Annotated in this window: 22 protein-coding genes; 11 read left to right on the forward strand and 11 right to left on the reverse strand. The window is 64.2% G+C overall.

Translation table 11 applies throughout. From position 1 onward, the window contains the following. Positions 1–47: 47 nt before the first annotated feature. Both VGN93_RS02650 and VGN93_RS02655 read right to left on the reverse strand, forming a co-directional pair. Positions 48–2,960, reverse strand: coding sequence for an EAL domain-containing protein (locus VGN93_RS02650; RefSeq protein WP_327506229.1), 2,913 nt, complete (start codon positions 2,958–2,960; stop codon positions 48–50). 53 nt (positions 2,961–3,013) lie between these two features. After that, on the reverse strand, positions 3,014–3,607 hold the full coding sequence (locus VGN93_RS02655) for a GNAT family protein (protein ID WP_327506230.1): 594 nt from the start codon (positions 3,605–3,607) through the stop codon (positions 3,014–3,016). Between the two features lie 281 nt (positions 3,608–3,888). Here VGN93_RS02655 and VGN93_RS02660 point away from each other — a divergent pair, with 281 nt between their 5' ends. Both VGN93_RS02660 and VGN93_RS02665 read left to right on the forward strand, forming a co-directional pair. Then, positions 3,889–4,677, forward strand: coding sequence for an AraC family transcriptional regulator (locus VGN93_RS02660; protein ID WP_327506231.1), 789 nt, complete (start codon positions 3,889–3,891; stop codon positions 4,675–4,677). 100 nt (positions 4,678–4,777) lie between these two features. After that, complete coding sequence (locus VGN93_RS02665) at positions 4,778–5,326, forward strand: YbhB/YbcL family Raf kinase inhibitor-like protein (protein ID WP_327506232.1); 549 nt, start codon at positions 4,778–4,780, stop codon at positions 5,324–5,326. 146 nt (positions 5,327–5,472) lie between these two features. Here VGN93_RS02665 and VGN93_RS02670 read toward each other — a convergent pair whose 3' ends face one another. Both VGN93_RS02670 and thrC read right to left on the reverse strand, forming a co-directional pair. Then, positions 5,473–6,771, reverse strand: coding sequence for a pitrilysin family protein (locus VGN93_RS02670; protein WP_327506233.1), 1,299 nt, complete (start codon positions 6,769–6,771; stop codon positions 5,473–5,475). Between the two features lie 17 nt (positions 6,772–6,788). Next, positions 6,789–8,231, reverse strand: a complete 1,443-nt coding sequence (gene thrC, locus VGN93_RS02675; protein ID WP_327506234.1) for a threonine synthase — start codon at positions 8,229–8,231, stop codon at positions 6,789–6,791. A 287-nt stretch (positions 8,232–8,518) separates the two neighbouring features. On the opposite strand from thrC, the gene VGN93_RS02680 reads away from it, so the two are divergent. Beyond that, positions 8,519–9,076 (forward strand): hypothetical protein, encoded by a 558-nt coding sequence (locus VGN93_RS02680; RefSeq protein WP_414713992.1) that lies wholly within the window; start codon positions 8,519–8,521, stop codon positions 9,074–9,076. A 66-nt stretch (positions 9,077–9,142) separates the two neighbouring features. Here VGN93_RS02680 and VGN93_RS02685 read toward each other — a convergent pair whose 3' ends face one another. Together VGN93_RS02685 and VGN93_RS02690 are read right to left on the reverse strand one after the other, a co-directional pair. Continuing rightward, a complete protein-coding gene (locus VGN93_RS02685; RefSeq protein ID WP_319310653.1) occupies positions 9,143–9,832 on the reverse strand; it encodes an HAD family hydrolase in 690 nt (229 codons plus the stop codon). Between the two features lie 127 nt (positions 9,833–9,959). Continuing rightward, positions 9,960–10,637, reverse strand: coding sequence for a winged helix-turn-helix domain-containing protein (locus VGN93_RS02690; RefSeq protein ID WP_327506236.1), 678 nt, complete (start codon positions 10,635–10,637; stop codon positions 9,960–9,962). A gap of 71 nt (positions 10,638–10,708) precedes the next feature. Here VGN93_RS02690 and VGN93_RS02695 point away from each other — a divergent pair, with 71 nt between their 5' ends. Together VGN93_RS02695 and VGN93_RS02700 are read left to right on the forward strand one after the other, a co-directional pair. Continuing rightward, positions 10,709–11,038, forward strand: coding sequence for an NIPSNAP family protein (locus VGN93_RS02695; protein WP_327506237.1), 330 nt, complete (start codon positions 10,709–10,711; stop codon positions 11,036–11,038). Further along, positions 11,035–11,382 (forward strand): antibiotic biosynthesis monooxygenase, encoded by a 348-nt coding sequence (locus tag VGN93_RS02700; protein ID WP_327506238.1) that lies wholly within the window; start codon positions 11,035–11,037, stop codon positions 11,380–11,382. The genes VGN93_RS02695 and VGN93_RS02700 overlap by 4 nt, the downstream gene beginning before the upstream one ends. A 239-nt stretch (positions 11,383–11,621) precedes the next feature. Here the strand turns inward: VGN93_RS02700 and VGN93_RS02705 are convergent, their stop codons facing one another. The 3 genes from VGN93_RS02705 to VGN93_RS02715 all read right to left on the reverse strand — a co-directional run bounded on the left by VGN93_RS02705 (position 11,622) and on the right by VGN93_RS02715 (position 14,026). After that, a complete protein-coding gene (locus tag VGN93_RS02705; protein WP_327506282.1) occupies positions 11,622–13,292 on the reverse strand; it encodes a vWA domain-containing protein in 1,671 nt (556 codons plus the stop codon). 96 nt (positions 13,293–13,388) lie between these two features. Beyond that, positions 13,389–13,730 carry a DUF86 domain-containing protein gene (locus tag VGN93_RS02710; RefSeq protein ID WP_327506239.1) on the reverse strand — a complete coding sequence of 114 codons (342 nt, stop codon included), beginning with the start codon at positions 13,728–13,730 and terminating at the stop codon, positions 13,389–13,391. Next, positions 13,730–14,026: a nucleotidyltransferase family protein gene (locus VGN93_RS02715; RefSeq protein WP_327506240.1), complete on the reverse strand. Its 297-nt coding sequence runs from the start codon at positions 14,024–14,026 to the stop codon at positions 13,730–13,732. Before VGN93_RS02715 ends, VGN93_RS02710 begins: the two co-directional genes overlap by 1 nt. A gap of 143 nt (positions 14,027–14,169) precedes the next feature. On the opposite strand from VGN93_RS02715, the gene VGN93_RS02720 reads away from it, so the two are divergent. Beyond that, the gene (locus VGN93_RS02720) at positions 14,170–15,300 is read left to right on the forward strand and encodes a site-specific DNA-methyltransferase (protein ID WP_327506241.1); all 1,131 of its coding nucleotides are present in this window, start codon (positions 14,170–14,172) and stop codon (positions 15,298–15,300) included. Between the two features lie 437 nt (positions 15,301–15,737). Here VGN93_RS02720 and VGN93_RS02725 read toward each other — a convergent pair whose 3' ends face one another. Further along, positions 15,738–16,355 carry an HAD family phosphatase gene (locus VGN93_RS02725; protein ID WP_319310664.1) on the reverse strand — a complete coding sequence of 206 codons (618 nt, stop codon included), beginning with the start codon at positions 16,353–16,355 and terminating at the stop codon, positions 15,738–15,740. 95 nt (positions 16,356–16,450) lie between these two features. Further along, positions 16,451–17,539 (reverse strand): A/G-specific adenine glycosylase, encoded by a 1,089-nt coding sequence (mutY, locus tag VGN93_RS02730; RefSeq protein WP_327506242.1) that lies wholly within the window; start codon positions 17,537–17,539, stop codon positions 16,451–16,453. A 106-nt stretch (positions 17,540–17,645) separates the two neighbouring features. Between mutY and VGN93_RS02735 the strand changes: the two genes are divergently transcribed. The 5 genes from VGN93_RS02735 (at position 17,646) to VGN93_RS02755 (ending at position 23,573) form a co-directional block, all read left to right on the forward strand. After that, positions 17,646–18,188, forward strand: a complete 543-nt coding sequence (locus tag VGN93_RS02735) for a DUF721 domain-containing protein (RefSeq protein WP_327506243.1) — start codon at positions 17,646–17,648, stop codon at positions 18,186–18,188. 223 nt (positions 18,189–18,411) lie between these two features. Then, positions 18,412–19,269, forward strand: a complete 858-nt coding sequence (locus tag VGN93_RS02740; protein ID WP_327506244.1) for a DsbA family protein — start codon at positions 18,412–18,414, stop codon at positions 19,267–19,269. A 258-nt stretch (positions 19,270–19,527) separates the two neighbouring features. Continuing rightward, entirely contained in the window at positions 19,528–22,992 is a 3,465-nt protein-coding gene (gene smc / locus VGN93_RS02745; protein ID WP_327506245.1) for a chromosome segregation protein SMC, read from the forward strand. 48 nt (positions 22,993–23,040) lie between these two features. Beyond that, complete coding sequence (locus tag VGN93_RS02750) at positions 23,041–23,271, forward strand: ribbon-helix-helix domain-containing protein (protein ID WP_319310674.1); 231 nt, start codon at positions 23,041–23,043, stop codon at positions 23,269–23,271. 2 nt (positions 23,272–23,273) lie between these two features. Then, positions 23,274–23,573, forward strand: coding sequence for a type II toxin-antitoxin system RelE/ParE family toxin (locus tag VGN93_RS02755; protein WP_327506246.1), 300 nt, complete (start codon positions 23,274–23,276; stop codon positions 23,571–23,573). The last annotated feature ends 28 nt before the right edge of the window (positions 23,574–23,601 follow it).

The raw sequence follows: 23,601 nt of genomic DNA on the forward strand, positions 1-23,601 counted from the left end.
GAGACCGTTTTACTGCCTACTGCCTACTGCCTACTGCCTAACTCCTCCTACGCCCGCTTCATCAGCGGAAACCGCTCCTTCAACAACCGCTGCACTGAATCGTAGCCGATCGGCGGGCCGAAGAGGTAGCTTTGGCCGAATTCGCAGCCCATGTTGCCGAGTTCGATCGCGTCCTCTTCGGATTCGATGCCTTCGGCGACGACCTGCATTTCCAGTTCCCGCGCCATCGAGATGACGGAGCGCAGCAGCACGGGGCGCTTGTCGGAAGCGTCGCGCACCAGCGCCTTGTCGAGCTTGATCGTGTCGAAGGGGAAGCGGGTGAGGTAGGAGAGCGAGGAGTGGCCCGTGCCGAAATCGTCGAGCGCGAGGCCAAGGCCGACATCCTTCAGCTTGTTGAGGATGAGGCGGGCCTGTTCCGGGTTTTCCATCACGACGGATTCGGTGAGTTCCAGCTTCAGCTTGTGCGGCTCGCAGCGCGTCTTGGCGAGTGCGGCGCGCACGTCGTTGTAGAGTTCGTTGTTGAGAAGCTGGGCGCTCGAGAGGTTGACCGAGACGAAGATCGGCAGCTCGCCGGTCTGGAGCTGCCAGTCCATCAGGTCGCTCGCCGCCTTGTCGAAGGCGAAGAGGCCGAGCTGGTTGATGAGGTCGGAGGCTTCCGCGATCGGGATGAACTCGGTCGGCGAAATGTTGCCGCGCTTGGGGTGGTCCCAGCGCATCAGCGCCTCGAAGCCGGCGATCTCGGCATCGGAAAGACGCACGATGGGCTGATAGACGAGGGAAAGCTCCTTGCGCTCGATGGCGCGGCGCAGGTCCGTCTCGATCTGCAAACGATCGGCGCCGAAGGTGCGGAAGGCGGGGCGGAAGGGCTCGACGCGGTTGCCGCCAGCCTTCTTCGCGCGGTACATGGCGAGTTCCGCGTCGTTGAGCAGGCCGGCCGCATCCTCCTGCTGGTCGACCCAGGAGACGAGGCCGATCGAGGCGGTCAGGATGATCTCGCGGCCGCCGAAATTGATCGGCACCATGATGGCCTTGCTCACCGCATCCGCGAAATCCGCCACCTTGGCGGGGTCGCGCTCCGACATCAGGATCAGGCCGAACTGGTCGCCGGCCAGCCGCGCCAGCGTGTCCTGCGGCTTGAGCAGGCGCCGCAGACGACGGGTCAGCGCGATGAGGATGTTGTCGCCCGCCGCAATGCCGAGCGCATCGTTGACCTGCTTGTAGCGGTCGATGTCGATGGTCAGCACCGTCGGGCGCACGTTTTCCGAACTTGATGTCAGCGCGAGGACCGATTGCAGGCGATCGAGGAAGACCTGGCGGTTGGGCAGGCCGGTGAGGTTGTCGTGCAGCGCGTCCTGCAAAAGACGGTCGACGGAATTGCGCTGTTCGGTGATGTCGATGATCGTGCCGACGCAGCGGATGATCTCGCCATTTGCGCCGAGCACCGGCCGGGCGCGGATCGACAGCCAATGATAATGGCCATCCTCGGCGCGCACGCGGAACTGATGGTTGAGCCGGCCCTTGCGGTGCTCCAGCAGCACGTCGAGCGTCGCGCGAAAACGGTCACGATCGTCGGGATGCAGGCGCGGCAGCCAGTTGCGCGCCGGGCCATGCATGACGCCGGGCGCAAGGCCGAGCTGGATGGAGATATCGGGAATGGTGACGACACGGTCGCGCGCCACGTCCCAGTCCCAGACGGTATCGCCCGAGCCGGTCAGCGCCAGCGACTGGCGTTCGAGATCGGAGAACAGGCCCTGGCTATAGGCGCCGCCGGCAAAGGCGTGCTGCATCACCGTGAAGCCGATGAGGAGCACGATCAGCACGAGGCCGCCGCCAAGGGCGGGCTGGATGATGTCGTTGTTGAGCTGCCCCGTCACCGTCAGCCATGCGCCGAACAGCCAGACGAGGATCAGCGCCCAGGCGGGCACGAGCAGGATCGCCCGGTCGTAGCGGTTGAAGCCGAGATAGGCGATGAGCACGATGCCGACGGAGCCGGTGAGCGCGAAGGAGAGGCGGGCGATGCCGGACGCGATCGGCGGATCGTAGATCGCCACGCCGAACAGCAGGCCGAGGCCGAGGATCCAGGCGAGCGTCGCGTAGGAGAGATGGGCGTGCCAGCGGTTGAGGTTGAGATAGGTGAACAGGAACACCACGAGGCCGGCGGCAAGGAAGACTTCCGTGCCCGCCCGCCATATTCGTTCATCCCCCGCGGTGATGCTGATGAGCTTCGACAGGAAGCCGAAATCGACGCAGATATAGCCGAGCACCGCCCAGGCGAGCGCCGCCGTCGCCGGCAGCATGGAGGTGCCCTTCACCACGAAGAGGATGGTGAGGAAGACCGCCAGCAGGCCGGCAATGCCGAGCACGATGCCACGATAGAGCGTGAAGGCGTTGACCGTGTCCTTGTAGGCGTCCGGCTCCCAGAGATAGATCTGCGGCAGGTCGGGCGTCGCGAGTTCCGCGACGAAGGTGACGACGGTGCCCGGGTTGAGCGTGATGCGGAAGACGTCCGCTTCCTCGCTCGGTTGCCGGTCGAGCGCAAACCCTTCGCTCGGCGTGATCGAGATGATGCGTTTTGCCCCGAGGTCCGGCCAGAACAGCTTGGATTGCACCAGGCGGAAATGGGGGGCGACGATCACGCGGTCGATCTGCTCTTCCGAGACATTGGCGAGGGCGAAGACGGCCCAGTCGCCCTGGTGGTCCTCAGAGGTCGCGCGCACCTCGATGCGCCGCACGATGCCGTCCGTGCCCGGCGCCGTGGAGACCTGGAAGGCCTCGCCGCGGCCGGTATAGATCTCGGTGGTGGCGGTCAGGTCGAGCGCGGTGTCGTCGCGGGAGATTTTGACGGGCTCGACGGCATGGGCCGGCAGCCCCAGCGCGCCGACGAGCATCGTCACGGCGAGGAGAACGAGGGCAAGCAACCGGCTGGCACGCAGCGTTTGCTGCACGGATGGAGGCATCATTGAAACTGCATTGTCCTTAGGTACGGCCCAGTCCTGTCGCGCCCGGGTGCCGCTCAAGACCGCCTGTCGGCCGCCAGAAGCGAGTACATCACGTGGTCGCGCCACTCCCCGTTTATCTTCAGATACTCCCGAAGGTAGCCTTCCTGTTGAAAGCCGGCCTTTTCAAGGAGACGGATGCTTCTTGTGTTGTCTGGAATACAGGCTGCCTCGATACGGTGCAACTGAAGGCTCGAAAAGATATAGGGGATGGCCAGTTTCAAGGCACCGAACATATGGCCGTGGCCGGCATGGCGCTCGCCCATCCAGTAGCCGATCATGCAGCATTGCGCCGCACCGCGCCTGATATAGCCGATGGTCAGCCCGCCGAGCAGCGCCTTGTCGTCGCGTGCGAAGATGAGAAGCGGCACCGCCTGGCCGGAGGCAAATTCCTGTTCATTCCGGACGACGCGCGCCCGAAACGAACTCTCGGTCAACTCGTCCCCCCGCCAGGTCGGTTCCCACGGCTCGAGAAAGCGCCGGCTCTCGGAACGCAGCGGATACCATTGCCGATAATCCTGGAAACGGGGCAGGCGAAGCAGATGGCGATCGCTGGCAAGCTCAAGGGTATCGGACTGCCGGGACAGAAACCGAAAAACCGACCTTGTCATTCAAACCTCCGCGCACGCCGGCCCTGAGGCACGCTATCTGATGAGAGTATGACAGCGGGCGGGATGGCGTCAAATGGTGTTGGCGGGAAGAGGGTGGGGGGCTGATTTGCCCCAATTGCGGGCGTTGCCGACGTCGCAAATGTCAGCAAAACAAAGTGTCGCCTTAATCGGGATTTTTGCGACAGTCATCTCACATCTTTGCTAAAAAGCGTCCGGTGGTAGGGGAACGATCCTAAGGCTGAATTCCAGTGGAACATCACAATAAGAATCGAAGAGGACAGATGGTTGCTCCTGTTTCAGGCGTTTCCATTCTTACCATCACCCAGGCGACAACGGCGACATTCACCGATCTCTTCATCGACCTCGCGTTCCTGTGTTTTATCCGGTCGGGAACGAAGAAAGTGGTTTGCCCCGTTCACGGCGAGATGATCGGTGAGGAAGGAGACTTGCTGATCTTTCCGCCGGGCTCGATAGTCACGCTGGAAAACCGACCCGTTCCGAACGCCAGTTATCAGGCGGATGGCTTGTATTTCGCGCGTGATCTGGTCGATGCGGTCTTCTCCGACCATCCCTCGCGGAATGTCTCGCCGGGCATCCAGATAGTGCGGGCGTCTTACCGCCCGTCCGAAATCCTCGATCTGATAAAGGAAACGCTCGAAAGGGATGATTTACCGCCTGCACTCAAAAAGCATCGGCTTTTGGAGCCCCTGATCTGGCTGCGGCACAATGGGGTACAGCTTCCAGCGCGAGATGACGATCAGCCGTGGGGCAAGGTGCGTCGCCTGATAGAAACCGATTTCGCCAAGCCTTGGCGCATCGCCGATGTCGCTGGGCACTTTGCTATGAGCGAAGCGACCTTTCGCCGGTGGCTTGCGAAATCGGGGCTAGGTTTTGCAAAGATTCTGCTGAACACTCGCCTTGAGAGGGGCCTTACCCTGCTACAGACGACGGGCGTTCCCATTTCCCGGATCGCGCTGGAATGTGGCTTTCAAACCCCTTCTCACTTCTCCGATTCCTTTCGAAAAAGGTTCGGAATCAAGCCAAAACTGATTCGATCAAGGGAAGAGTGACCGTTTTTCGATAGTATTTGATCTCTGGGCGGAAGCGGAGATTCGGACAAGACAGTATCTCATGAGGCATGATCAACCGTCCAGAAAGGGCACTCAAATCATGCTGAAGAAAGCTTCCTTCCCCGTCTTCCTGCTGGCTATCGTGATGGCCAACGCCGCGAGTGCGCAGGATTTCAAATTGTCCAGCTCCTCGATTGCCGAGGGTGCGCAACTCGCTTCCTCATTTGTTTTCGCGGGCTTCGGCTGCGAAGGAGGCAACCAGTCGCCGCAATTGTCGTGGTCTGGGGCCCCCGAAGGCACGAAGAGCTTTGCAATCACCGCCTACGATCCGGACGCTCCAACCGGCTCGGGCTGGTGGCACTGGAACGCCGTGAACATCCCTGCCTCCGTGACCTCCCTTGAACTCGGGGCGAGCGGCGATGGCAAGATGCCGGCGGGAACCGTTGAAATAGCCAATGATTATGGAGCGGCTGGCTTCGGCGGCGCCTGCCCGCCTCCGGGTGAGGTTCATCGATATGTTTTCACCGTACATGCCTTGGCGACGGACCGTCTGGAACTGCCGGAAAACCCTAGCAATGCACTGGCTGGGTTCATGATCGGCGCCAACACAATCGAAAGCGCCCGCATCACTGCGGTCTATAGCCGCTAACATGGTAAAGGAATCGGCGGTCAGCATTCTTGGCTGACCGCCGATGCAAATGATCGCTTTGTCGCGAAAATCAGGTGCAAAGGTCAGACTTTCGCGACCGGCATTTGCGGCGGCCCGGATGCCGGAGGGCCGAGGGGCGGTGCCCCTCAGCTCGCCGCACGCTCCGGCACGATGCCGCGCGCAAGTGACCGGCTGATATCCCCGGCCGAAACCAGGTGTTCCAGCGGGCCGATGGCCGAGATCGTCGGGGCCGTGTCGAAGAACAGGCGGCCGGCGAGGTCGGTGAGGCGTTCGATGGTGATGCCTTGCAGGCGCTCCATCAGTTCCTCGTTAGGGATCGGGCGACCGTAGAGCATCATCTGGCGGGCGATCTGGCCGGCGCGGGCGGCGGGGCTTTCCTGGCCCATCAGGAGCTGGGCGCGGATCTGGGCGCGGGCGCGCTCTATTTCCTGCTGCTCGATGTTTTCGGACGACTTGCGCAGCTCGTCGAAGATGACGGGCATCAGCTCGGGCAGGTTCTCGCCGCCGGTCGCGGCATGGATGCCGAAAATGCCGGTATCGGAAAAACCCCAGTGGAAGGCGTAGATCGAATAACACAGGCCGCGATGTTCGCGCACTTCCTGAAAGAGGCGCGAGGACATGCCGCCGCCGAGGATGTTGGCGAGGATCTGCGAACAGTAGAAATCGCGGGCGTGATAGGCCTTGCCCTCGAAGCCGAGCAGGACCTGCGCATCCATCAGGTCGCGCGTCTCGCGAATGTCGCCGCCGGTATAGCGGGCCGGCTCGAAGACCGGCGAGATTTTCGGCGCGGTCGGCAGGCTCGAAAAACGATCCTCGACCTGGCGCACGAATTCCTCGTGGTTCACCGCACCGGCCGCCACGACGAACATGCGGTCCGTCGTGTAGTTGCGGTCGAGATAGCTGCGAATCTGGGTGGGCGTGAAGGACAGGACGGTGTCCGGCGTGCCGAGAATGGCGCGGCCGATGATCTGGTCGCGATAGGCGACCTCGGAGAATTTGTCGAAGACCACGTCGTCGGGCGTATCGTTGGCCGCGCCGATTTCCTGCAGGATGACGTGTTTTTCGCGGCGCAGCTCTTCCTCGTCGAAGACCGATTCCGTCAGGATGTCGGCGAGGATGTCGACCGCGAGCGGAACGTGGTCCTTCAGCACGCGGGCATAGTAGGAGGTGGTTTCCGTCGATGTCGCGGCGTTGACCTCGCCGCCGACATTTTCGATTTCCTCGGCGATCTGGCGGGCGGAGCGGCGCTCCGTGCCCTTGAAGGCCATGTGCTCGAGGAGATGGGCGATGCCGTGCTCGTCCGTGGTTTCGTTGCGTGACCCCGACTTGATCCACACGCCGAGAGCGACGCTCTCGAGATGCGGCATGTTCTCGGTCACCACGGTCAACCCGGACGCAAGCCGGGTGCACTCAACTTTTATCATGCGCACTTTCTGCGTTTCTAGCCTCGAACCCGCGTCTGTTTCCCGATGTAGTCTTCCAACCCATCGAGCTTCGCATCGAGGACGTCGAACCGCTCCTCCCTTTGCATGAGGTCAGCAAGCCACGACGGAAGCGCCGGGTCAATACCGCATGCCGATTTTACTGCGGCGGGGAATTTCGCCGGATGGGCGGTGGCAAGCGTGACCATCGGCGCACCGGGCTTCTCGTGCTTGGCGGCGACGAAGACGCCGATTGCCGAATGCGGATCGAGCAGGTAGCCGGTCTTCTTCAGCGTATCCTTGATCGTCTGGGCGACCTGCTTTTCGGTGGCGCGGCCGGCGCGGAACTTCTTGCGGATGGTCTTCAGCGCGCCCGCTTCGATCTCGAAGGCGCTGGATTGCTTGAGGCTTTCCATCGCGCGGCGCACGGCGCCGGCATCGCGGTCGGAGGCCTCGAACAGCAGGCGCTCGAAGTTCGACGAGATCTGGATGTCCATGGACGGCGAGGTGGTGGCCTTGACGCCCTTCATCTCGTAGCGGCCGGTCTTCAGCGTGCGGGCGAGGATGTCGTTTTCGTTGGTGGCGATGACCAGCTTGTCGATCGGCAGGCCCATGCGCTTCGCGGCATAGCCTGCAAAGATGTCGCCGAAATTGCCGGTCGGCACGGTGAAGGAGATCTTCCGGTCCGGCCCGCCGAGCGCCACGGCGCTGGTGAAGTAATAGACGATCTGGGCCATGATGCGCGCCCAGTTGATCGAATTGACGCCCGAGAGCTTGACCCGGTCGCGGAATTTCACGTCGTTGAACATCGCCTTCACGAGGTCCTGGCAATCGTCGAAATTGCCCTTGATGGCGAGCGCGTGCACGTTCTTTTCCTTCGACGTGGTCATCTGGCGCTGCTGCACCGGCGAGACCTTGCCTTCCGGGAAAAGGATGAAGATGTCGGTGCGCTCACGCCCGGCAAAGGCGTCGATCGCCGCGCCCCCGGTATCGCCCGAGGTGGCGCCGACGATGGTGGCGCGTTCGCCGCGAACGGCCAGCGCATGGTCCATCAGGCGGGCGAGCAGCTGCATCGCCACGTCCTTGAAGGCGAGCGTCGTGCCGTGGAAGAGTTCCAGCACGAAGGCATTCGGCCCGGTCTGCACGAGGGGGGCGATCGCCGGATGGCGGAAGGTCGCGTAGGCCTCGTCGATCATCGCGCGGAATTTGTCGGCCGGAATGTCGCCCTCGACGAAGGGAGAGAGCACGGTGAAGGCGATCTCCTCGTAGGATTTTCCGCGCAGCGCCCGGATTTCCTTCTTCGAGAAGCTCGGCCATTCGCGCGGCACATAGAGGCCGCCATCGCGGGCAAGGCCCGCCAGAAGCGCATCGGAGAAACCGAGGGAAGGGGCCTCGCCCCGCGTCGAAACATAATCCACGTTCACAGGTCCTTGGAAATGTTGGCTATTTCGAGCGACAGACATCGCAAAAATCTACAATCGCTACGTACCAGCGCTTCTTTGTCCAGTCTAGCGAAAGGCCACGGGTGCTGCGGGTCTCTTTGCGGCAGATCGTGGCAAGCCGTTGCGCCTTGCCCGTTCGTGGTCGGAAACGGGCTTTTCGAATTTCTGCGGGCGGTTTCATTCGACAATCGATTTTTCGCCACGCCGCTGCTATAGACCATCGCCTGGGGCCGTGCAAAGGCCCGCCAGAAGAGTTCCGAAAGGCTTGGACGCCGGGGGCGGGGCCTGATCGCAGGGGTTACAGTATCGTGTTTGGAATGACCATTCGCCGTTTTCTCGGCATCTCCCTTCTCGCCGTCGTTGCCGGTTGCAACCAGACCGACAAGCCCGCCGACATGGGCGTCACCAGCGACCCGTCCGGCGCGCAGACCGCCGCCCAGCAGCAGACGCAGACCGCCGTCGTGCAGGGCTCGTGCCCGCAGGTCTACCTGCGCGACGGCACCGCGGTGCTGCGCCGCTACGCCAAGGGCGCCAAGGACGATCCGCAGAAACTGCTCTACCAGATGACGCTGGCCGACACGACGCGCCGCTGCGTGCTGAACGAAAGCCAGCTCGTGATGACCGTTATGGTGCAGGGCCGCGTCGTCACCGGCCCGGCGGGCTCCGGCGGAACCGTCAACGTGCCGATCCGCGTCGCCGCGAGCGACGGCAGCACGACGCTCTATTCCGAGCTCGTCCAGTATCCGGTGAACACCGAAGCCGGCCAGTTCATCTTCACCAAGGGCGAAGTCGCGATCCCCGGCGGTTCCGGCGGTTTCACGAAGGTCTATGTCGGGTTCGACGAAGGTCCGTACAATACGAAATGAGGAATTGGGCAGTAGGCAATAGCCAGTAGGGGTTGACACATTACCGCTTCACCGGTGCCTACTGCCTCAAATAGCTTCCTGCCACTCGGCAAGCGCCGCGATCACGCCCGGCAGCTCGCTCATGCGCGAGATCACGGTCTCGGCACCGGCTTCCGTCAGGCGGTCGGCATGGGAGGGATAGGTGTGCGAGGCGCCGGTGAAGCCGACGACGCGCATGCCGGCGGCGCGCGCACCGGCAATGCCGTGCACGGAATCTTCGATCACCAGCGTGTTGGCCGGATCGGCGTCGAACTGCTTCGCGCCGTGCAGGAAGATATCCGGCTTCGGCTTGACCCGGTCGGGACCGAGATCCTTGGCCGAGTAGATATGCGGCGCGAAGACCTCCTTGAGGCCGACCTTCGAGAGCATCATGTCGAGGCGCTGCAGGGACGAATTCGAGCAGATGCAATAGGGCTTGCGGATGCGCGACAGCATCAGCTTGACGCCGTCGATGACCTGCACCTCCGCGGCAAGCCGTTCGTCGAGCAGCTTTTCCGATTTGTCGAGCAGCGAGGCCGACAGCGGAATTGCAGCCTCCCGCTCGATGGTCAGCAGGATATTGTGCCAGGTCATGCCGGCAAAACGCTCGCCCATTTCCTCCACGCCGATCGGATAGCCCGCCTCGGTGAGGAGCCGCGATTCCACTTCCGCCGCGATGATTTCCGAATCGACCAGAACGCCGTCGCAGTCGAAGATGATGAGGTCGAAACCGTCCATGACATGCCGTCTTTCAAGTGGGGGGCAGGTGGGGCGCACAAGCGCCCGTGAAGTCGCGGCTTCCCTACACGAAAGGGGCCTGCGGGACAATTGCCGATTAAGCGCACGAGCTATGCGCGCGCCGTGCTCACGGGAACAGCGCCATGAACCGCCGCTCGCCCTCGGTCGTAAACCGGATGGCGCGGCTGTCCTTCTCGCGCTTCGCCCAGCCATCGGCGATGAAGCGGGCGAGCAGTGCCTCGCCGAGCGAGCCCGCCAGGTGCGAGCGCCGCTCGCTCCAGTCGAGGCAGGTGCGGCAGACCGGGCGGCGCTGGGCCTTCAACGCGGCAAGGTCGATACCGATGGCGGCGATGCGGGTCTCGCCCGATAGCGTCAGCGCGGCGTCGTCGCCGGCGAGCGTCACGTCGCCGTCGCCCACCAGCCGGTCGAGCATGCGCACGCCAAAATCGCCGGCGAGATGGTTGTAGCAGACGCGCGCCTTGCGCAGCGCCGGGTCCTTCGGGCCGGGCCGGGTGCGCATGTGGCCGCGGTTTGCCGCAAAACCCATGATGTTCTCGAGCAGCAGGCCGACCGCATCGTCGGCAAGCGCGAAATAGCGGTGCCGGCCCTGCTTGCGCTGCGCGATCAGCCCGCCGGTCTCCAGCTTGGAAAGGTGCGAGCTGGCGGTCTGCAGGGTGATGCCGGCGACGCCCGCAAGCTCGGTCGCGGTCAATGCCTGGCCGCCCATCAGCGCGGTCAGCATGTTGGCGCGGGCGGGATCGCCGATCAGCGCGCCGATCTGGGAAATGTCCGGTCCTTCCTTCATACTTCGATGATAGCCGAAGCATTCGCGTTGGGCAATGTGGGAAAAGGGGTCATTGCAACGAGGAAACGACCATGATCACCTGCTTCATCCGCTACGAGATCGACCCTTTCAAGAAGGACGCCTTCGCCGCCTATGCCCGGAACTGGGGCCAGGCGATTCCGCGCTGCGGGGCAGACCTGATCGGCTATTTCGGCCCGCACGAAGGTTCCGCCACCACCGCCTACGGCGTCTACAACATCGAAAACCTCGCCGCCTACGAGGCCTATCGCGCGAGGCTCGCCGCCGATCCGCTCGGCCGGGAAAATTACGACTTCTCCCGCAGCGAGCGCTTCATCCTGAAGGAGGACCGCATCTTCCTGAAAAACGTCTCGCTGCCGCACGCGCCGGGGGTGACGCCATGATCGCCGTCATCTTCGAGGTGGTGCCGGCGCCCGGCCGCATCGACCTCTATCTCGACACGGCGCGGGACCTGCGCCCGCTGCTCGACGGCATCGACGGCTTCCTCTCCATCGAACGCTTCCGCAGCCTCACCGACCCGACGCGGTTGCTCTCGCTCTCCTTCTGGCGCGACGAGGCGGCGGTTAAGGCCTGGCGCAACACCGAGGAACACCGCGCCGCCCAGGCCATGGGCCGCGACGGCGTGCTCGACGCCTACCGGCTGCGCATTGCGAGCGTGGTGCGAGACTACGGCCTGAACGACCGGAACGAGGCGCCGGAGGACAGCCGGACGTTTCATGCGGCTTAGATTTCTTGCGTGGGACATGATGCACGCCGTGACTGGCTGGCACCTACCTCCCCCTTGAGGGGGGAGGTCGCCGCAAAGCGGCGGGTGGGGGTGACCCGCATCCGCACCGGCGTGCCAAATGGAAACGCCGCGTCACCCCACCCCGGACCTTTGGTCCGACCCTCCCCCTCAAGGGGAGGGTAAGGCATTCGTGGCCAAGGCCGTGTGAAAACAGCCAGAGCGGCAAGCCGGCATAGAGCCTAATCCACCGTCACTTCCGACCGTTCCCCCGCCTTGATCGTCGTCTTGGCCTCCTTGGGCGCCAGGTCGCCCTCGTATTTCACCAGCACGATGTAGTCGCCGGGCGGCAGCGTGTCCTGCACCTCGGCGCCGTAGTTGGTGGAGATGGACTTCTGGTTGCCCTGGATGTCCTTCTTGGCGCTGACGATTTCGATGCTGTAGGCGCCGGGTGCGGTGACGGCCAATACGCCGGCATTGATGTTGACGATGACCTCGGTCATCTCGCCCGCCTTCAGGGTGAAGGGGATTTCGCCCGTTGCCGAGCCGAGTTTCGCCGTCAGCACATGGTCGCCAGGGGGAACGTCGATCTTGGTGCCGGTGCCGTAGCTGTTGGCGATGGCCTTGCGCGTGCCGTCGATGGCTTTCTTCGCCTCGACCACCTCGAAGAATATGTTGCCCGAATCCACCTCCGGCCCGCCCTCGGCGTAGATGGCCTTGTTGAGCACGATGCCCGAGCCGATGACGAGGTCGCGCTCGACCGTCTCGCCGGCCTTCACCGTGAAGGTTTCAGACACTTTGGCGGGGCCGATGGCGCCATTGAGCGTCACCTCGCCGGCGGAAGCATAGAATTTTGCGGCACCATAATAGGTCGTCGAATAGTCGCCGAAGGCGATCTCGACGGCCGCATTCGAATCGGCCTCCGCATCCTGCGGCGTCCGCTTCGGTTTGACCGTCACATAGGCCGCATCGAAATTGATGAAGGGTTTTGCCACCTGGCCGTCCGCCACTTCGAAGGCCACCTGCCGCTTGATCGAACTCTGCAATGTCGCGACGGCGATATATTTGCCCGGCGGGTAGTTGCCGGAATATTTGCCCTTGTACTGGCTCTCGATGTAGTCGCCTTCCGGCGCACCGTTCGCATCCGCCTTGTAGATCTCCCAGAAGACGTCGTTGTTGTCGCCGAGCGACGGCCCGCCTTCCGAGAGCACGCTGTCGAGCTCGGTGTTGAACTCGATCGCCGGCACCGGCTCCGGTTCCGGCTCGGCGACCGCCACCTCCTGCGCCGGCTTCGACATCGGCGCTTCCGCCACCGTCTCCGTCAGCGCCGCCACGAGTTGTGTGGCGTCCGAAGCCTGGAAATATTTGCCGCCGGTGTTTTCAGCCAGGCACGCGACCTGCTTGCCTTCCTCCTCCGTCAGGCCGAAGCCGACGACATGGGTGGTGAAGTCGACGCCCTTGCTTTCGAGCGCCGAGGCGAGCGCGCAGGGGTCTGCCTCGCAGGTCTCCAGCCCGTCGGTCACCAGCACGACCGTCGCCTTGTCCTCGGTATATTTGAGGATGTCGGCCGCCTGTTCGACGGCATGCGAAATCGGCGTCTTGCCCTTGGGGCTGAGGCCGGAGACGAAGGCATTGATGGCGTCCTCGGTGCCCGCACCCGGCGGCACGGCAAGCTCGATATCGCTGCACGAGCCCTTCTCGCGGTGACCATAGACCATCAGCCCGAGTTCGGTGCCGACAGGCACGGCTTTCAGCACGGTGCCGAGCGTCTCGCGGGCGATGTCGATCTTGCTCCGGCCGTCGATCTGCCCCCACATCGAGCCGGAAGCATCGAGCACGATCATCGTCTTGTCGGCGGCAATCGTCTCGGTGGCGGCTAAAAGCCCCGCCAGAAGCATGAAGACGGCTTTCATTCGCACGTTTGTCCTCCTCGGCCCTTGCGTAAAACCTGCCCGTCCACGCCGGCAGGGCTCAGCGATGCTTTTCGGAAGACGTGCGGGCAGCGGCGTCTATTCGGCGTGGCTGAGAAGGCTTTCGACGGCGATGCGCAGCGCCGGCAGGTCGCGCACGATCACATTCCAGATGATGTCGTCGGCGACGCGGTGATATTCATGACGCAAAACGTTGCCGATGCCCCGGATCGAGCGCCATGGGATTTGTGGCGCATGCAACAGCAGGTCGTCCGGGATGTGCCGGCTGGCTTCGGAGATGATCTCGATGGCGCGCTGGATCGCGAGGCGCAGGATGTCGTCCTTGCCGAAATCCTCGCGTGATTTTCCGGCAAGCGCGGTCTCGATCAGGGTGATCGTTTCGAGGATGTCGTGCAGAACCGGTCCGGCGTCGCGTGCCATCAGAAGATACGGATTGCCGAATGCTCGATCCGACCCTTGAGCTTCGGGTGCAGGCTGTCGCGCGTCGTCACGTCCACGTCGCCGCCGAGTTCGTCCTCCAGCAGCAGCTTGATGCCGACGAGATCGACGAGGGAGAATGTCCTGTCGCGGTCGTAGTCGATGAAAAGGTCGAGATCGCTCGATGCGCCGGCTTCGTCCCGCGCCACGGAGCCGAAGAGGTAAAGCGAGGTCGCCCCGAGCGCCCGCACGGCGTCGGCCTGCTGTTTCAGCCTGGCGATGGCTTCGTTCTTCGTCATGGCGCCATCCTAGCGCAATTGCACAAAACACGCCACGTCTCGAAAATTTCCCGAAACCGTTCAAAGGGTTCAGCCTTTGGTAACCATCTTCGGTAACCATAAGGGACAGTTCAGTTCCGAGTAAGCGTATCAGCGAGTATCAAATGCCATCTGTTCTTTCGCTTGCAGACGTCTCCCGTTCGCCCCGCCGTAGCGCGTGGCTCGATACCATCATCAAGGGGGACTGCGTTGCGGCGCTCGAGGCGCTTCCGGACCAGTCGGTCGACGTCATCTTCGCCGATCCGCCGTACAACCTCCAGCTCGGCGGCACGCTGCATCGTCCGGACCAGTCGCTGGTCGATGCGGTCGACGACGAGTGGGATCAGTTCGCCTCCTTCGAAGCCTATGATGCCTTCACCCGCGCCTGGCTGCTCGCCTGCCGCCGCGTGCTGAAGCCCGCCGGCACGATCTGGGTCATCGGTTCCTACCACAACATCTTCCGCGTCGGCGCGACCTTGCAGGATCTCAACTTCTGGATCCTCAACGACATCGTCTGGCGCAAGACCAATCCGATGCCGAACTTCAAGGGCCGCCGCTTCCAGAATGCGCACGAGACGATGATCTGGGCGTCGCGCGATGCCAAGGCCAAGGGCTATACCTTCAACTACGATGCCATGAAGGCCGCCAACGACGACGTGCAGATGCGCTCCGACTGGCTCTTCCCGATCTGCAACGGCGGCGAACGCCTGAAGGGCGCCGACGGCAAGAAGGTGCATCCGACGCAGAAGCCGGAGGCGCTGCTCGCCCGCATCCTGATGGCCTCCTCCAAGCCCGGCGACGTGGTGCTCGACCCGTTCTTCGGCTCCGGCACGACCGGCGCGGTGGCAAAGCGCCTCGGCCGCCACTTCGTCGGGATCGAGCGCGAACAGGCCTATATCGACGCCGCCCGCGAACGCATCGACGCGGTCGAGCCGCTCGGCAGCGGAACCCTCTCCGTGATGAGCGGCAAGAAGGCCGAGCCGCGCGTCGCCTTCAACACGCTGATCGAAAGCGGCCTGATCGCGCCCGGCACCGTACTGACGGACGCCCGCCGCCGCCACAGCGCCATCGTGCGCGCCGACGGCACGCTCGCCTCGGGCAACGATGCCGGCTCCATCCACCGGGTCGGCGCCAAGGTGCAGGGGCTCGACGCCTGCAACGGCTGGACCTTCTGGCACTATGCCGAGGGCGCCGAACTGAAGCCGATCGATGCGCTGCGCGCCGTGGTGCGAAGCGGCATGGCCGGCCTCGAATAAGTTAGTCCCAGAGCCTTAGACAACGGTTCTCCAGCTGCGGCCTCCGGTGTTCCCTGCACCGGGGGCTGTGGCTTTTTGAAGTGCCACGCGCCTCACGAACCCGGATTTTCCGCTTGAAGCATTCAGTTGATGTTAACCATCAGGCGCTTAGGGTGTTTTGGCAAATACATCAGGCCAAGCAACGGAAATCGTTGTGGAAAGCTGAGACCGATCAACCGGTCAGGCAGGCCGGATATCGCTTTTCCGGTTTTAGTACCTTCAGTCCCGGAAATGCGAAAACGCCCGGAGCCGCAAGGCTCCGGGCGTTTCGGTTTTCGAGGCATCTAAAGCATGTCGCGCAAAAGTGTGCAGCGGTTTTGCGCCAACGACATGCGAAGAAACAAAAAGCTAAAGCGCAAGGAGCGAATCTGAAAGATCGCGACGCGCTTTAGCTCCGCTCAGAGCAGGATGCCGTGCGCCGCAAGGTCGCTCTTCAGCTTTTCCGGGTCGGTGAACTGCACGGCGTGCCAGCCGGCCATGCGCGCACCCACCACGTTCGGCCCGCTGTCGTCGATGAACAGCGTATGGGCGGGCGACAGGTCGAAATCCTTCGTGTGCTTCTCGTAGATCGCGAGATCCGGCTTGATCAGGCCGATCTCGCCGGAAACCGTCACGCCGCGCGGCATGTCGAGGAAGGGAAAGAGCTTGCGCGCCTCCTTGAAGGTATCGGCGGCGAAATTGGTGAGCATGGTCACGTCGCGGCCCTCGGCGATCAGCGCCTCCATGATCGCGACGCTCTCCACATAGGCGTGCGAGACCATCTCGTGCCAATATTTGCGGAAGGCGCGGATCTGCTCGATGCGGTCCGGGTGCTCGGCGATCAGCAGGGCTTCCGCCTCCGCCCAGTCGCGCCCGCGGTCCTGCTCCAGGTTCCAGTCATGCGTGCAGATGTTCGTGAAGAACCAGTTGCGTTCCGCATCGTCCGGAATGAGGCGCGTGAAGGGAATATGCGGATCGTAGTGGATCAGCACCCGGCCGATGTCGAAGACGATGTGTCGGATTTCGATGCTGCTCATGGTGTCCTCGTCTGTCTTAGGAATTAGGCAGTAGGCGTTGGGCAGCAGGGAAGTGTTGCCGGCCTGTATGTGCCCTATGGCCTGCTGCCTAATTCCTACGTCCTGCCTGCAAAAGCGTCCGGTATCGCCTGTTTTATCGCCTTCTTCATGACGGTCGGCAGCGCCTCGCCGTCGAGTGTCTCCTTCGGCTGCCACCATCCGTCGCCGGCGCCCGCGCCACGGCGAACCATGGAACGGTAGATGGTGAGGCGCAACTCGAAATGCGTGAAGACATGGGTGATGCTGCCGCAGGCCTGCCATTCGGCCGGGAAGGGGGCCGCGGCAAGGCCGGTCTCGCCGTCGATGCGCGCGGTCCAGGCGCTGCCCGGCACTTCCGTCATGCCGCCGAGCAGGCCGCTGTCGATGCGCTTTCGCAGGAAGACGGCGCCCGTCTCGTCCTGCGCGATGAAGGCCGCGCCAAGGCGCACCGGCTTCTCCTTCTTCGCGGCCTTGCGCGGAAAAAGCTCGGGATCCTCGCGGCCGAGCACGCGGCAATGCGCATTCACCGGACAGAGCGCGCAGGCCGGGCGGCGCGGCGTGCAGATCGTCGCGCCGAGGTCCATCATCGCCTGGGCGAAGTCGCCCGGCCGATGCTCCGGCGTCATCACCGCGACCAGTGCCCGCATCTGCGGTTTTGCCGCGGGAAGTGGCGTCTCGATAGCATTGAGCCGCGAGATGACGCGCTCGACATTGCCGTCGAGCACGGCGCTTTTGCGGTTGAAGGCGATGGCGGCGATGGCGGCGGCGGTATAATCGCCGATGCCCGGCAGCGCCTTCAGCCCGTCCTCGCTATCGGGAAACACGCCGCCATGCTGGAAGGCGACGGCCTCGGCGCATTTCTTGAGGTTGCGGGCGCGCGCATAATAACCGAGCCCCGCCCAGGACTTCATGACGTCCTCGTTGTCGGCCTTGGCGAGATCGGTCACCGTCGGCCAGCGGGTGGTGAAGAGCGCGAAATAGGATTTGACCGCCGGCACCGTCGTCTGTTGCAGCATGACCTCGGAAAGCCAGATCTTGTACGGGTCCGGCGTCACGCCGCGCGCGGCCATCGGCGGGCTGACGCGCCAGGGCAGGTCGCGGTGGTGCCGGTCGTACCAGTCGAGAATGAGGTCGGCGGGCGCCGCGGTCCGGTGGGCCTGGGTCATGATTTGCCTGAACGGGGTCGGAGCGCCTATAACTGGCGGAGCGGCCGGCGATCTTCAAGTGCTTCGCCGGCAAGACAGGAATATTTTCCCGATCGGGGTGAGACACGTGAACACCAGCAAGGCGCCCTGGCAGGGAACGAAGCGCGGCCAGCGGCGCGGCATCGTCCAGATCAGCGAAGTGGCGAATGCGCTCATCGATCCCGTGCTCGCCAAGCGCGCCGGTCTCAACACGATGCTGCTCGGCTCGTGGGACGAGATCGCCGGCGCGCAGTTTGCCGATTGCACGCGGCCCGAGCGCATCACCTGGCCGCGCCGCGCCTCCGAGATGACGGGCGAGGGCGGCGGCCACCAGCCGGGCGTGCTGACGATTGCCTGCGAGGGCGCACGCGCGCTCTTCCTCAGCCACCAGCAGGGCGAGATCATCCAGCGCATCAACGGCTTCTTCGGCTACCCGGCGATCAGCCAGGTGCGCATCGTGCAGAAGCCGGTGACACCGCACGCGAACCGCCGCCCGAAGCCGCGCCCGCTGACGGGGGAGGCGGCCCGCCATCTCGACGACCTCGTCGACGGCATCGAAGGCGACGCGCTGAAGGCGGCGCTGAAGCGGCTCGGCACGGCGGTGCTCGGCGGCCGCGCGAAGACGCGCTAGGACCAATCGACATTCAGTTCAGGCCGGCATGGGCTGAATGTTGATTGGTCCTAAAGCGTCGCGTAAGACCATACGGTCACAATTCTTTGAAGTTACTTGCCTTAACCCCGCTTGTTCCCGCCCCAAAGCAGGTATAACGGGAGTGCCGAGAGCAATTCCGGTTTCCGACCGCCATTGCGTCGATGGACCAAAGAATTCCATATCCCTTCCGACAGGAGAGACCATGTCCCTTTCCGAAATGAGCCTGATGAAGCGCCTCTTCTCCGGCGTCGCCGTTGCGGCGCTTGGCCTGACGCTCGTCGCGTGCAGCGACGAGAAGAAGGAGACCGCGAAGGCTCCCGAAACCAGCCAGACGACGACCGAGGAAAGCGCAGGCTCGACACCGGCCACGTCCACCGGCACGACGACGGAAACCGCGACGACCCCGACCACCACGACGACGACCACCACCGAGACTGCGCAGACCCCTGCCACCGAGACCAAGACGGCGGAAGTTCCCTCCGCCGAAGGCGACGTGGACATGGCGGAAGTGCTGAAGGCCGGCGCACTGCCGGAAATGGCGCTCGGCGAGGCGAATGCCCCCGTCACCATCGTCGAATACATGTCGACGACCTGCCCGCACTGCGCGGCCTTCCACAACAACACCTTCGATGCGATCAAGGCGAAATATGTCGACAGCGGCAAGGTTCGGTTCATCGTGCGCGAATTCCCGTTCGATCCGCGCGCTGCCGCAGCCTTCATGCTGGCGCGCTGCAAGCCGGCGACGCCCGCCGAACTGACGGATGCCTCGCAGTATTTCCCGATGATCTCCATGCTGATGAAACAGCAGGAAACCTGGGCTGCGGCGCAGGATGGCCGCGAAGCGCTGCTCCAGATGTCGAAACTCGCCGGTTTTACACAGGAGAGCTTCCAGGCCTGCTTGACGAACCAGAAGCTTCTGGATGATGTGAACGCGGTACGCGAGCGCGGTGCCAAGGAATTCGGCGTCGCGGCGACACCGACCTTCCTCATCAATGGCAAGCGTTATTCCGGAGACATGTCGGTTGACTCCATGTCGGCCCTCATCGACAGCCTGCTCTGATCCTTCGGCCGAATATCTGGCGGGCGACGGCGGAAGCCGTGCGCCCGCTTTTTATCGGGCGGTAGCGGGTGTGGCTCACCCCTCTCTGGCCTGCCGGCCATCTCCCCCTCAAGAGGGGAGATTGGATGGAGTGACGCTTCGCCCATCACATGCGACCCTGTTTGAGCAAGGTGCTCTCCTCTTGCCGATCTCCCCCCTTGAGGGGGAGATGCCCGGCAGGGCAGAGGGGGGTGGCCACGTCCACTTCGCGTGCGCCGCATGAGGTTCACCAAACTCCGCCTGCTCGGCTTCAAGTCCTTCGTCGAACCCACCGAATTCGTCATCGAGCGCGGCCTCACCGGCGTCGTCGGGCCGAACGGCTGCGGCAAGTCGAACCTTGTCGAGGCGCTGCGCTGGGTGATGGGGGAGAATTCCTACAAGAACATGCGCGCGTCCGGCATGGACGACGTCATCTTTTCCGGCTCCGGCCAGCGCCCGGCGCGCAACACCGCCGAGGTCGGCCTCTATCTCGACAATGCCGACCGCACCGCGCCCGCCGCCTTCAACGATCAGGACGAAATCCAGGTCACCCGCCGCATCGAGCGCGAAAACGGCTCGGTCTATCGCATCAACGGCAAGGAAGCGCGCGCCAAGGATGTGCAGCTGCTCTTCGCCGATGCCTCCACCGGCGCCCGCTCGCCCTCGATGGTCGGGCAGGGCCGCATCGGCGAACTGATCCAGGCAAAACCGCAGGCCCGCCGCCAGTTGCTGGAAGAGGCCGCCGGCATTTCCGGCCTGCACTCGCGCCGCCACGAGGCGGAATTGCGCATGCGCGCCGCTGAAACCAATCTCGAGCGGCTGGACGACATTACCTCGCAGCTCGAAAGCCAGATCGACAGCCTGAAGCGCCAGTCGCGTCAGGCGAACCGTTTCAAGGCGCTCTCCGCCGATATCCGCCGCCACGAGGCGATGCTGCTGCACATTCGCTGGGTGCAGGCGAAGGAGACGGAAGGCGAGGCGGAAAGCCAGCTCAACCAGGCGACTTCGCTGGTCGCCGAACGGGCGAATGCGCAGATGCAGGCGGCCAAGGAACAGGCGGTCGCCAGCCTGAAGCTGCCGGAACTGCGCGAGAACGAGGCGACGCTCGCCGCGGTGCTGCAGCGCCTGCAGATCGCCCGCGCGCAGCTCGAGGAGGATTCCGCCCGGCTGCTGCGCCGCCGCGACGAACTCACCCGCCGCCTCGCGCAACTTGCCGAGGATATCGTTCGCGAGGAACGCATGGTGGCCGACAACGCCGCCGTGCTGGATCGTCTGACGGTGGAAGAGGAGGAGATCGGCGAGATCCTCGCCGAGGCCGACGAGCGCGCCGAGGCCGCCCGAGAAACGATGGACGAGGCTGCCGCGAAACTGACGGAAAGCGAAGAAGCACTTGCCGCCGTCACGGCGGAACGCGCCGAAGCGTCCGCCATGCGCAGCCAGCTCGAAAAGGCGATCCGCGACCTGTCCGAGCGCCACCTGCGGCTCGGCCAGCAGCTCGATGCGCAGGCCCGCGAGCTGGAGGAGATGGACGCGCGTATCGCGGCCCTTCCCGATCCGGAAGAGCGCCGCGCCGACGTCCAGTCTGCCGAAGAGGCGCTGGAGGCGGCCGGCGAAATGCTCGCCGCCGTGGAAGAGGCGCTGGAAGAGGCACGCTTTGCCGAATCCGCGCTGCGCGCCCCCGTCGATACGGCCCGTGCCCGCCTTGCCGGCATCGAGACCGAAGCCCGCACCATTCGCCGCATGCTGGAGGCAGGGGCCGGCGACGGCTCCTTCGCGCCTGTCGTCGAGGATGTGCATGTCGATCGCGGCTACGAGACCGCGCTCGGTGCCGCACTCGGCGACGATCTCGAATCGCCGACCGACATGTCCGCCCCCGCCCATTGGCGTCTCATCGGCAACACATCGGACGATCCGCATCTGCCGAGCGGTGTCACAGCGCTGACCGATCACGTCCGTGCGCCAGAAGTGCTGCACCGGCGGCTCGCCCAGATCGGCGTCGTCGCGAGCGTCGACGAGGCGCTGTCCCTGCTGCCGCAGCTGCGCACCGGCCAGCGGCTCGTCACCCGCGAGGGCGCCGTCTTCCGCTGGGACGGCCATGTGACCGGCGCCGATGCACCAAGTGCCGCCGCCCTGCGTCTCGAACAAAAGAACCGCCTCGCCGAACTCGAAGCCGAGCTCGAAGACGCCCGCGCATCCCTTGCCGATGCCGAAAACGATCTCGCCCGCGCCGGCGAGACGATCCGCGCCGAAACGCAGCGCCAGCACGCGGCGCGCGAGGCGCAGCGCAATGCCGGCCGCACGCTCGCCGAGGCCCGCGACGCCCTGGAGGCCGCCGAACGCGCCGCCGGCGATCTCATCCGCCGCCGCGCCGTGCTCTCCGAAACGAGGGCGCAGATTGAGGCGCAGGCGGAAGAGGCCGTGGAGTTCCTGGAGGATACCCGCGGCGCGCTGGAAGACTTGCCCGACCTGGGCGATCTTGAGTTGCGGCTGCGCACCCGCACGATGGAGGTCGCGACCGACCGCGCCGCACTCGCCGAAGCCCGCGCCGCCCATGACGGTCTTGCGCGCGAAATGGCCGACCGCCGCCGCCGGCTGATGGCGATCTCCGCCGAGCGCGAGACGTGGAAAAGCCGCGCCGCCAATGCGGAAAACCACATCGCGACGCTGCGCGACCGTGAGGCGGAGGCCCGCGAGGAGATGGAAAGCCTCGCCGAGGCGCCGGATGAAATCGAGGAAAAGCGCCGCGAACTCTTGACCGGCCTCACCAATGCCGAAGCGGCCCGCCGCGAGGCCGCCGATGCGCTTCAGGAAGCGGACAACCGCCAGCGCGAGGCCGACCGCGTCGCCGTCACCGCACTTTCGCAGCTCGCCGAATCACGCGAGGCGCGCGGCCGCGCCGAAGAACGCCTCGTCTCGGCCCGCGAGCGCCGCGTCGAGGGCGAGGCGCGCATCCGCGAGGCGCTCTCCTGCGCGCCGCATGAAGCCTTCAAGGTCACCGGTCACCCGGCGGGCTCGCCACTGCCGGATCCGCGCGAGCGCGAACGGGAGCTCGACCGCCTGCGGATCGAGCGCGAGCGGCTCGGCGCCGTCAACCTGCGCGCCGAGGAAGAGCAGCAGGAACTCACCGACAAGCTCGACGCCCTCGTCGCCGAGCGCGAGGATATCATCGAGGCGATCCGCAAGCTGCGCTCCGCCATCCAGAGCCTCAACCGCGAAGGGCGCGAGCGGCTGCTGGCAGCCTTCGACGTGGTCAACGTGCAGTTCCAGCGCCTTTTCACCCACCTCTTCGGCGGCGGCACGGCGGAGCTGCAACTGATCGAGAGCGACGACCCGCTCGATGCCGGCCTCGAAATCCTCGCCCGCCCGCCCGGCAAGAAGCCGCAGACCATGACGCTGCTGTCCGGCGGCGAGCAGGCGCTGACCGCCATGGCGCTGATCTTCGCCGTCTTCCTCACCAATCCGGCGCCGATCTGCGTTTTGGACGAGGTGGACGCGCCGCTCGACGACCACAACGTCGAGCGCTACTGCAACCTGATGGACGAGATGGCGGCCTCCACCGAGACCCGCTTCATCATCATCACCCACAATCCCATCACCATGGCCCGCATGAACCGCCTCTTCGGCGTCACCATGGCCGAACAGGGCGTCTCCCAGCTCGTCTCCGTCGACTTGCAGACCGCCGAGCAACTGCGCGAGGCTTCCTAGCCGCCTCGCGCGGGCTGTGTTAGATTAATGCAGTGCTGGAGGCATCGAATGAAGCTGTCGATCGCGAAAGAACTGGAAGATTATATTGCCGACGAGGTCGAGAGCGGCCGCTTCGCCGATGCCAGTGCGGTTGTCAATGATGCGCTTCGGCTTCATGAAACCTATCTCGCTGCAGTCCGCGAGGACGTGCAAACGGGGTTGGATGATCTGGCGAAAGGCCGGTATCGGCCTGTGACGGCGAAGGAATTCCTGGCAAGGGCTCGCGTTGTGGCGTCCTGATCGTGCAGGCCGTCCGGTTCACCGAGAGCGCCGAAAAAGATATCGACGCAATTCTATCCTATACGATGTCGGCCTGGGGCGACGCGCAGACCGAGGCCTATATTGACGGTCTCTACCGCATTCTTGACATGATCTCCGCAAACCCTGCCGCCGGTCGGCTGCGTCCCGAATTGGCACCGGACCTGCGCAGCTTTCCTCACCGCGAACACCTTATCTTCTATGTGCTTGTCGATAACGAGGTCCTGGTGATCCGCGTTCTGGCGGCGAGGCAAAACGTCCAGCCAGATGCCTTTAGGCCATGAGGCAGGAACAAACGCCCCCTCCGCGCGT

Origin of the sequence: Shinella sp., assembly GCF_035998705.1 — a bacterium.
Taxonomy (GTDB): Bacteria; Pseudomonadota; Alphaproteobacteria; order Rhizobiales; family Rhizobiaceae; genus Shinella.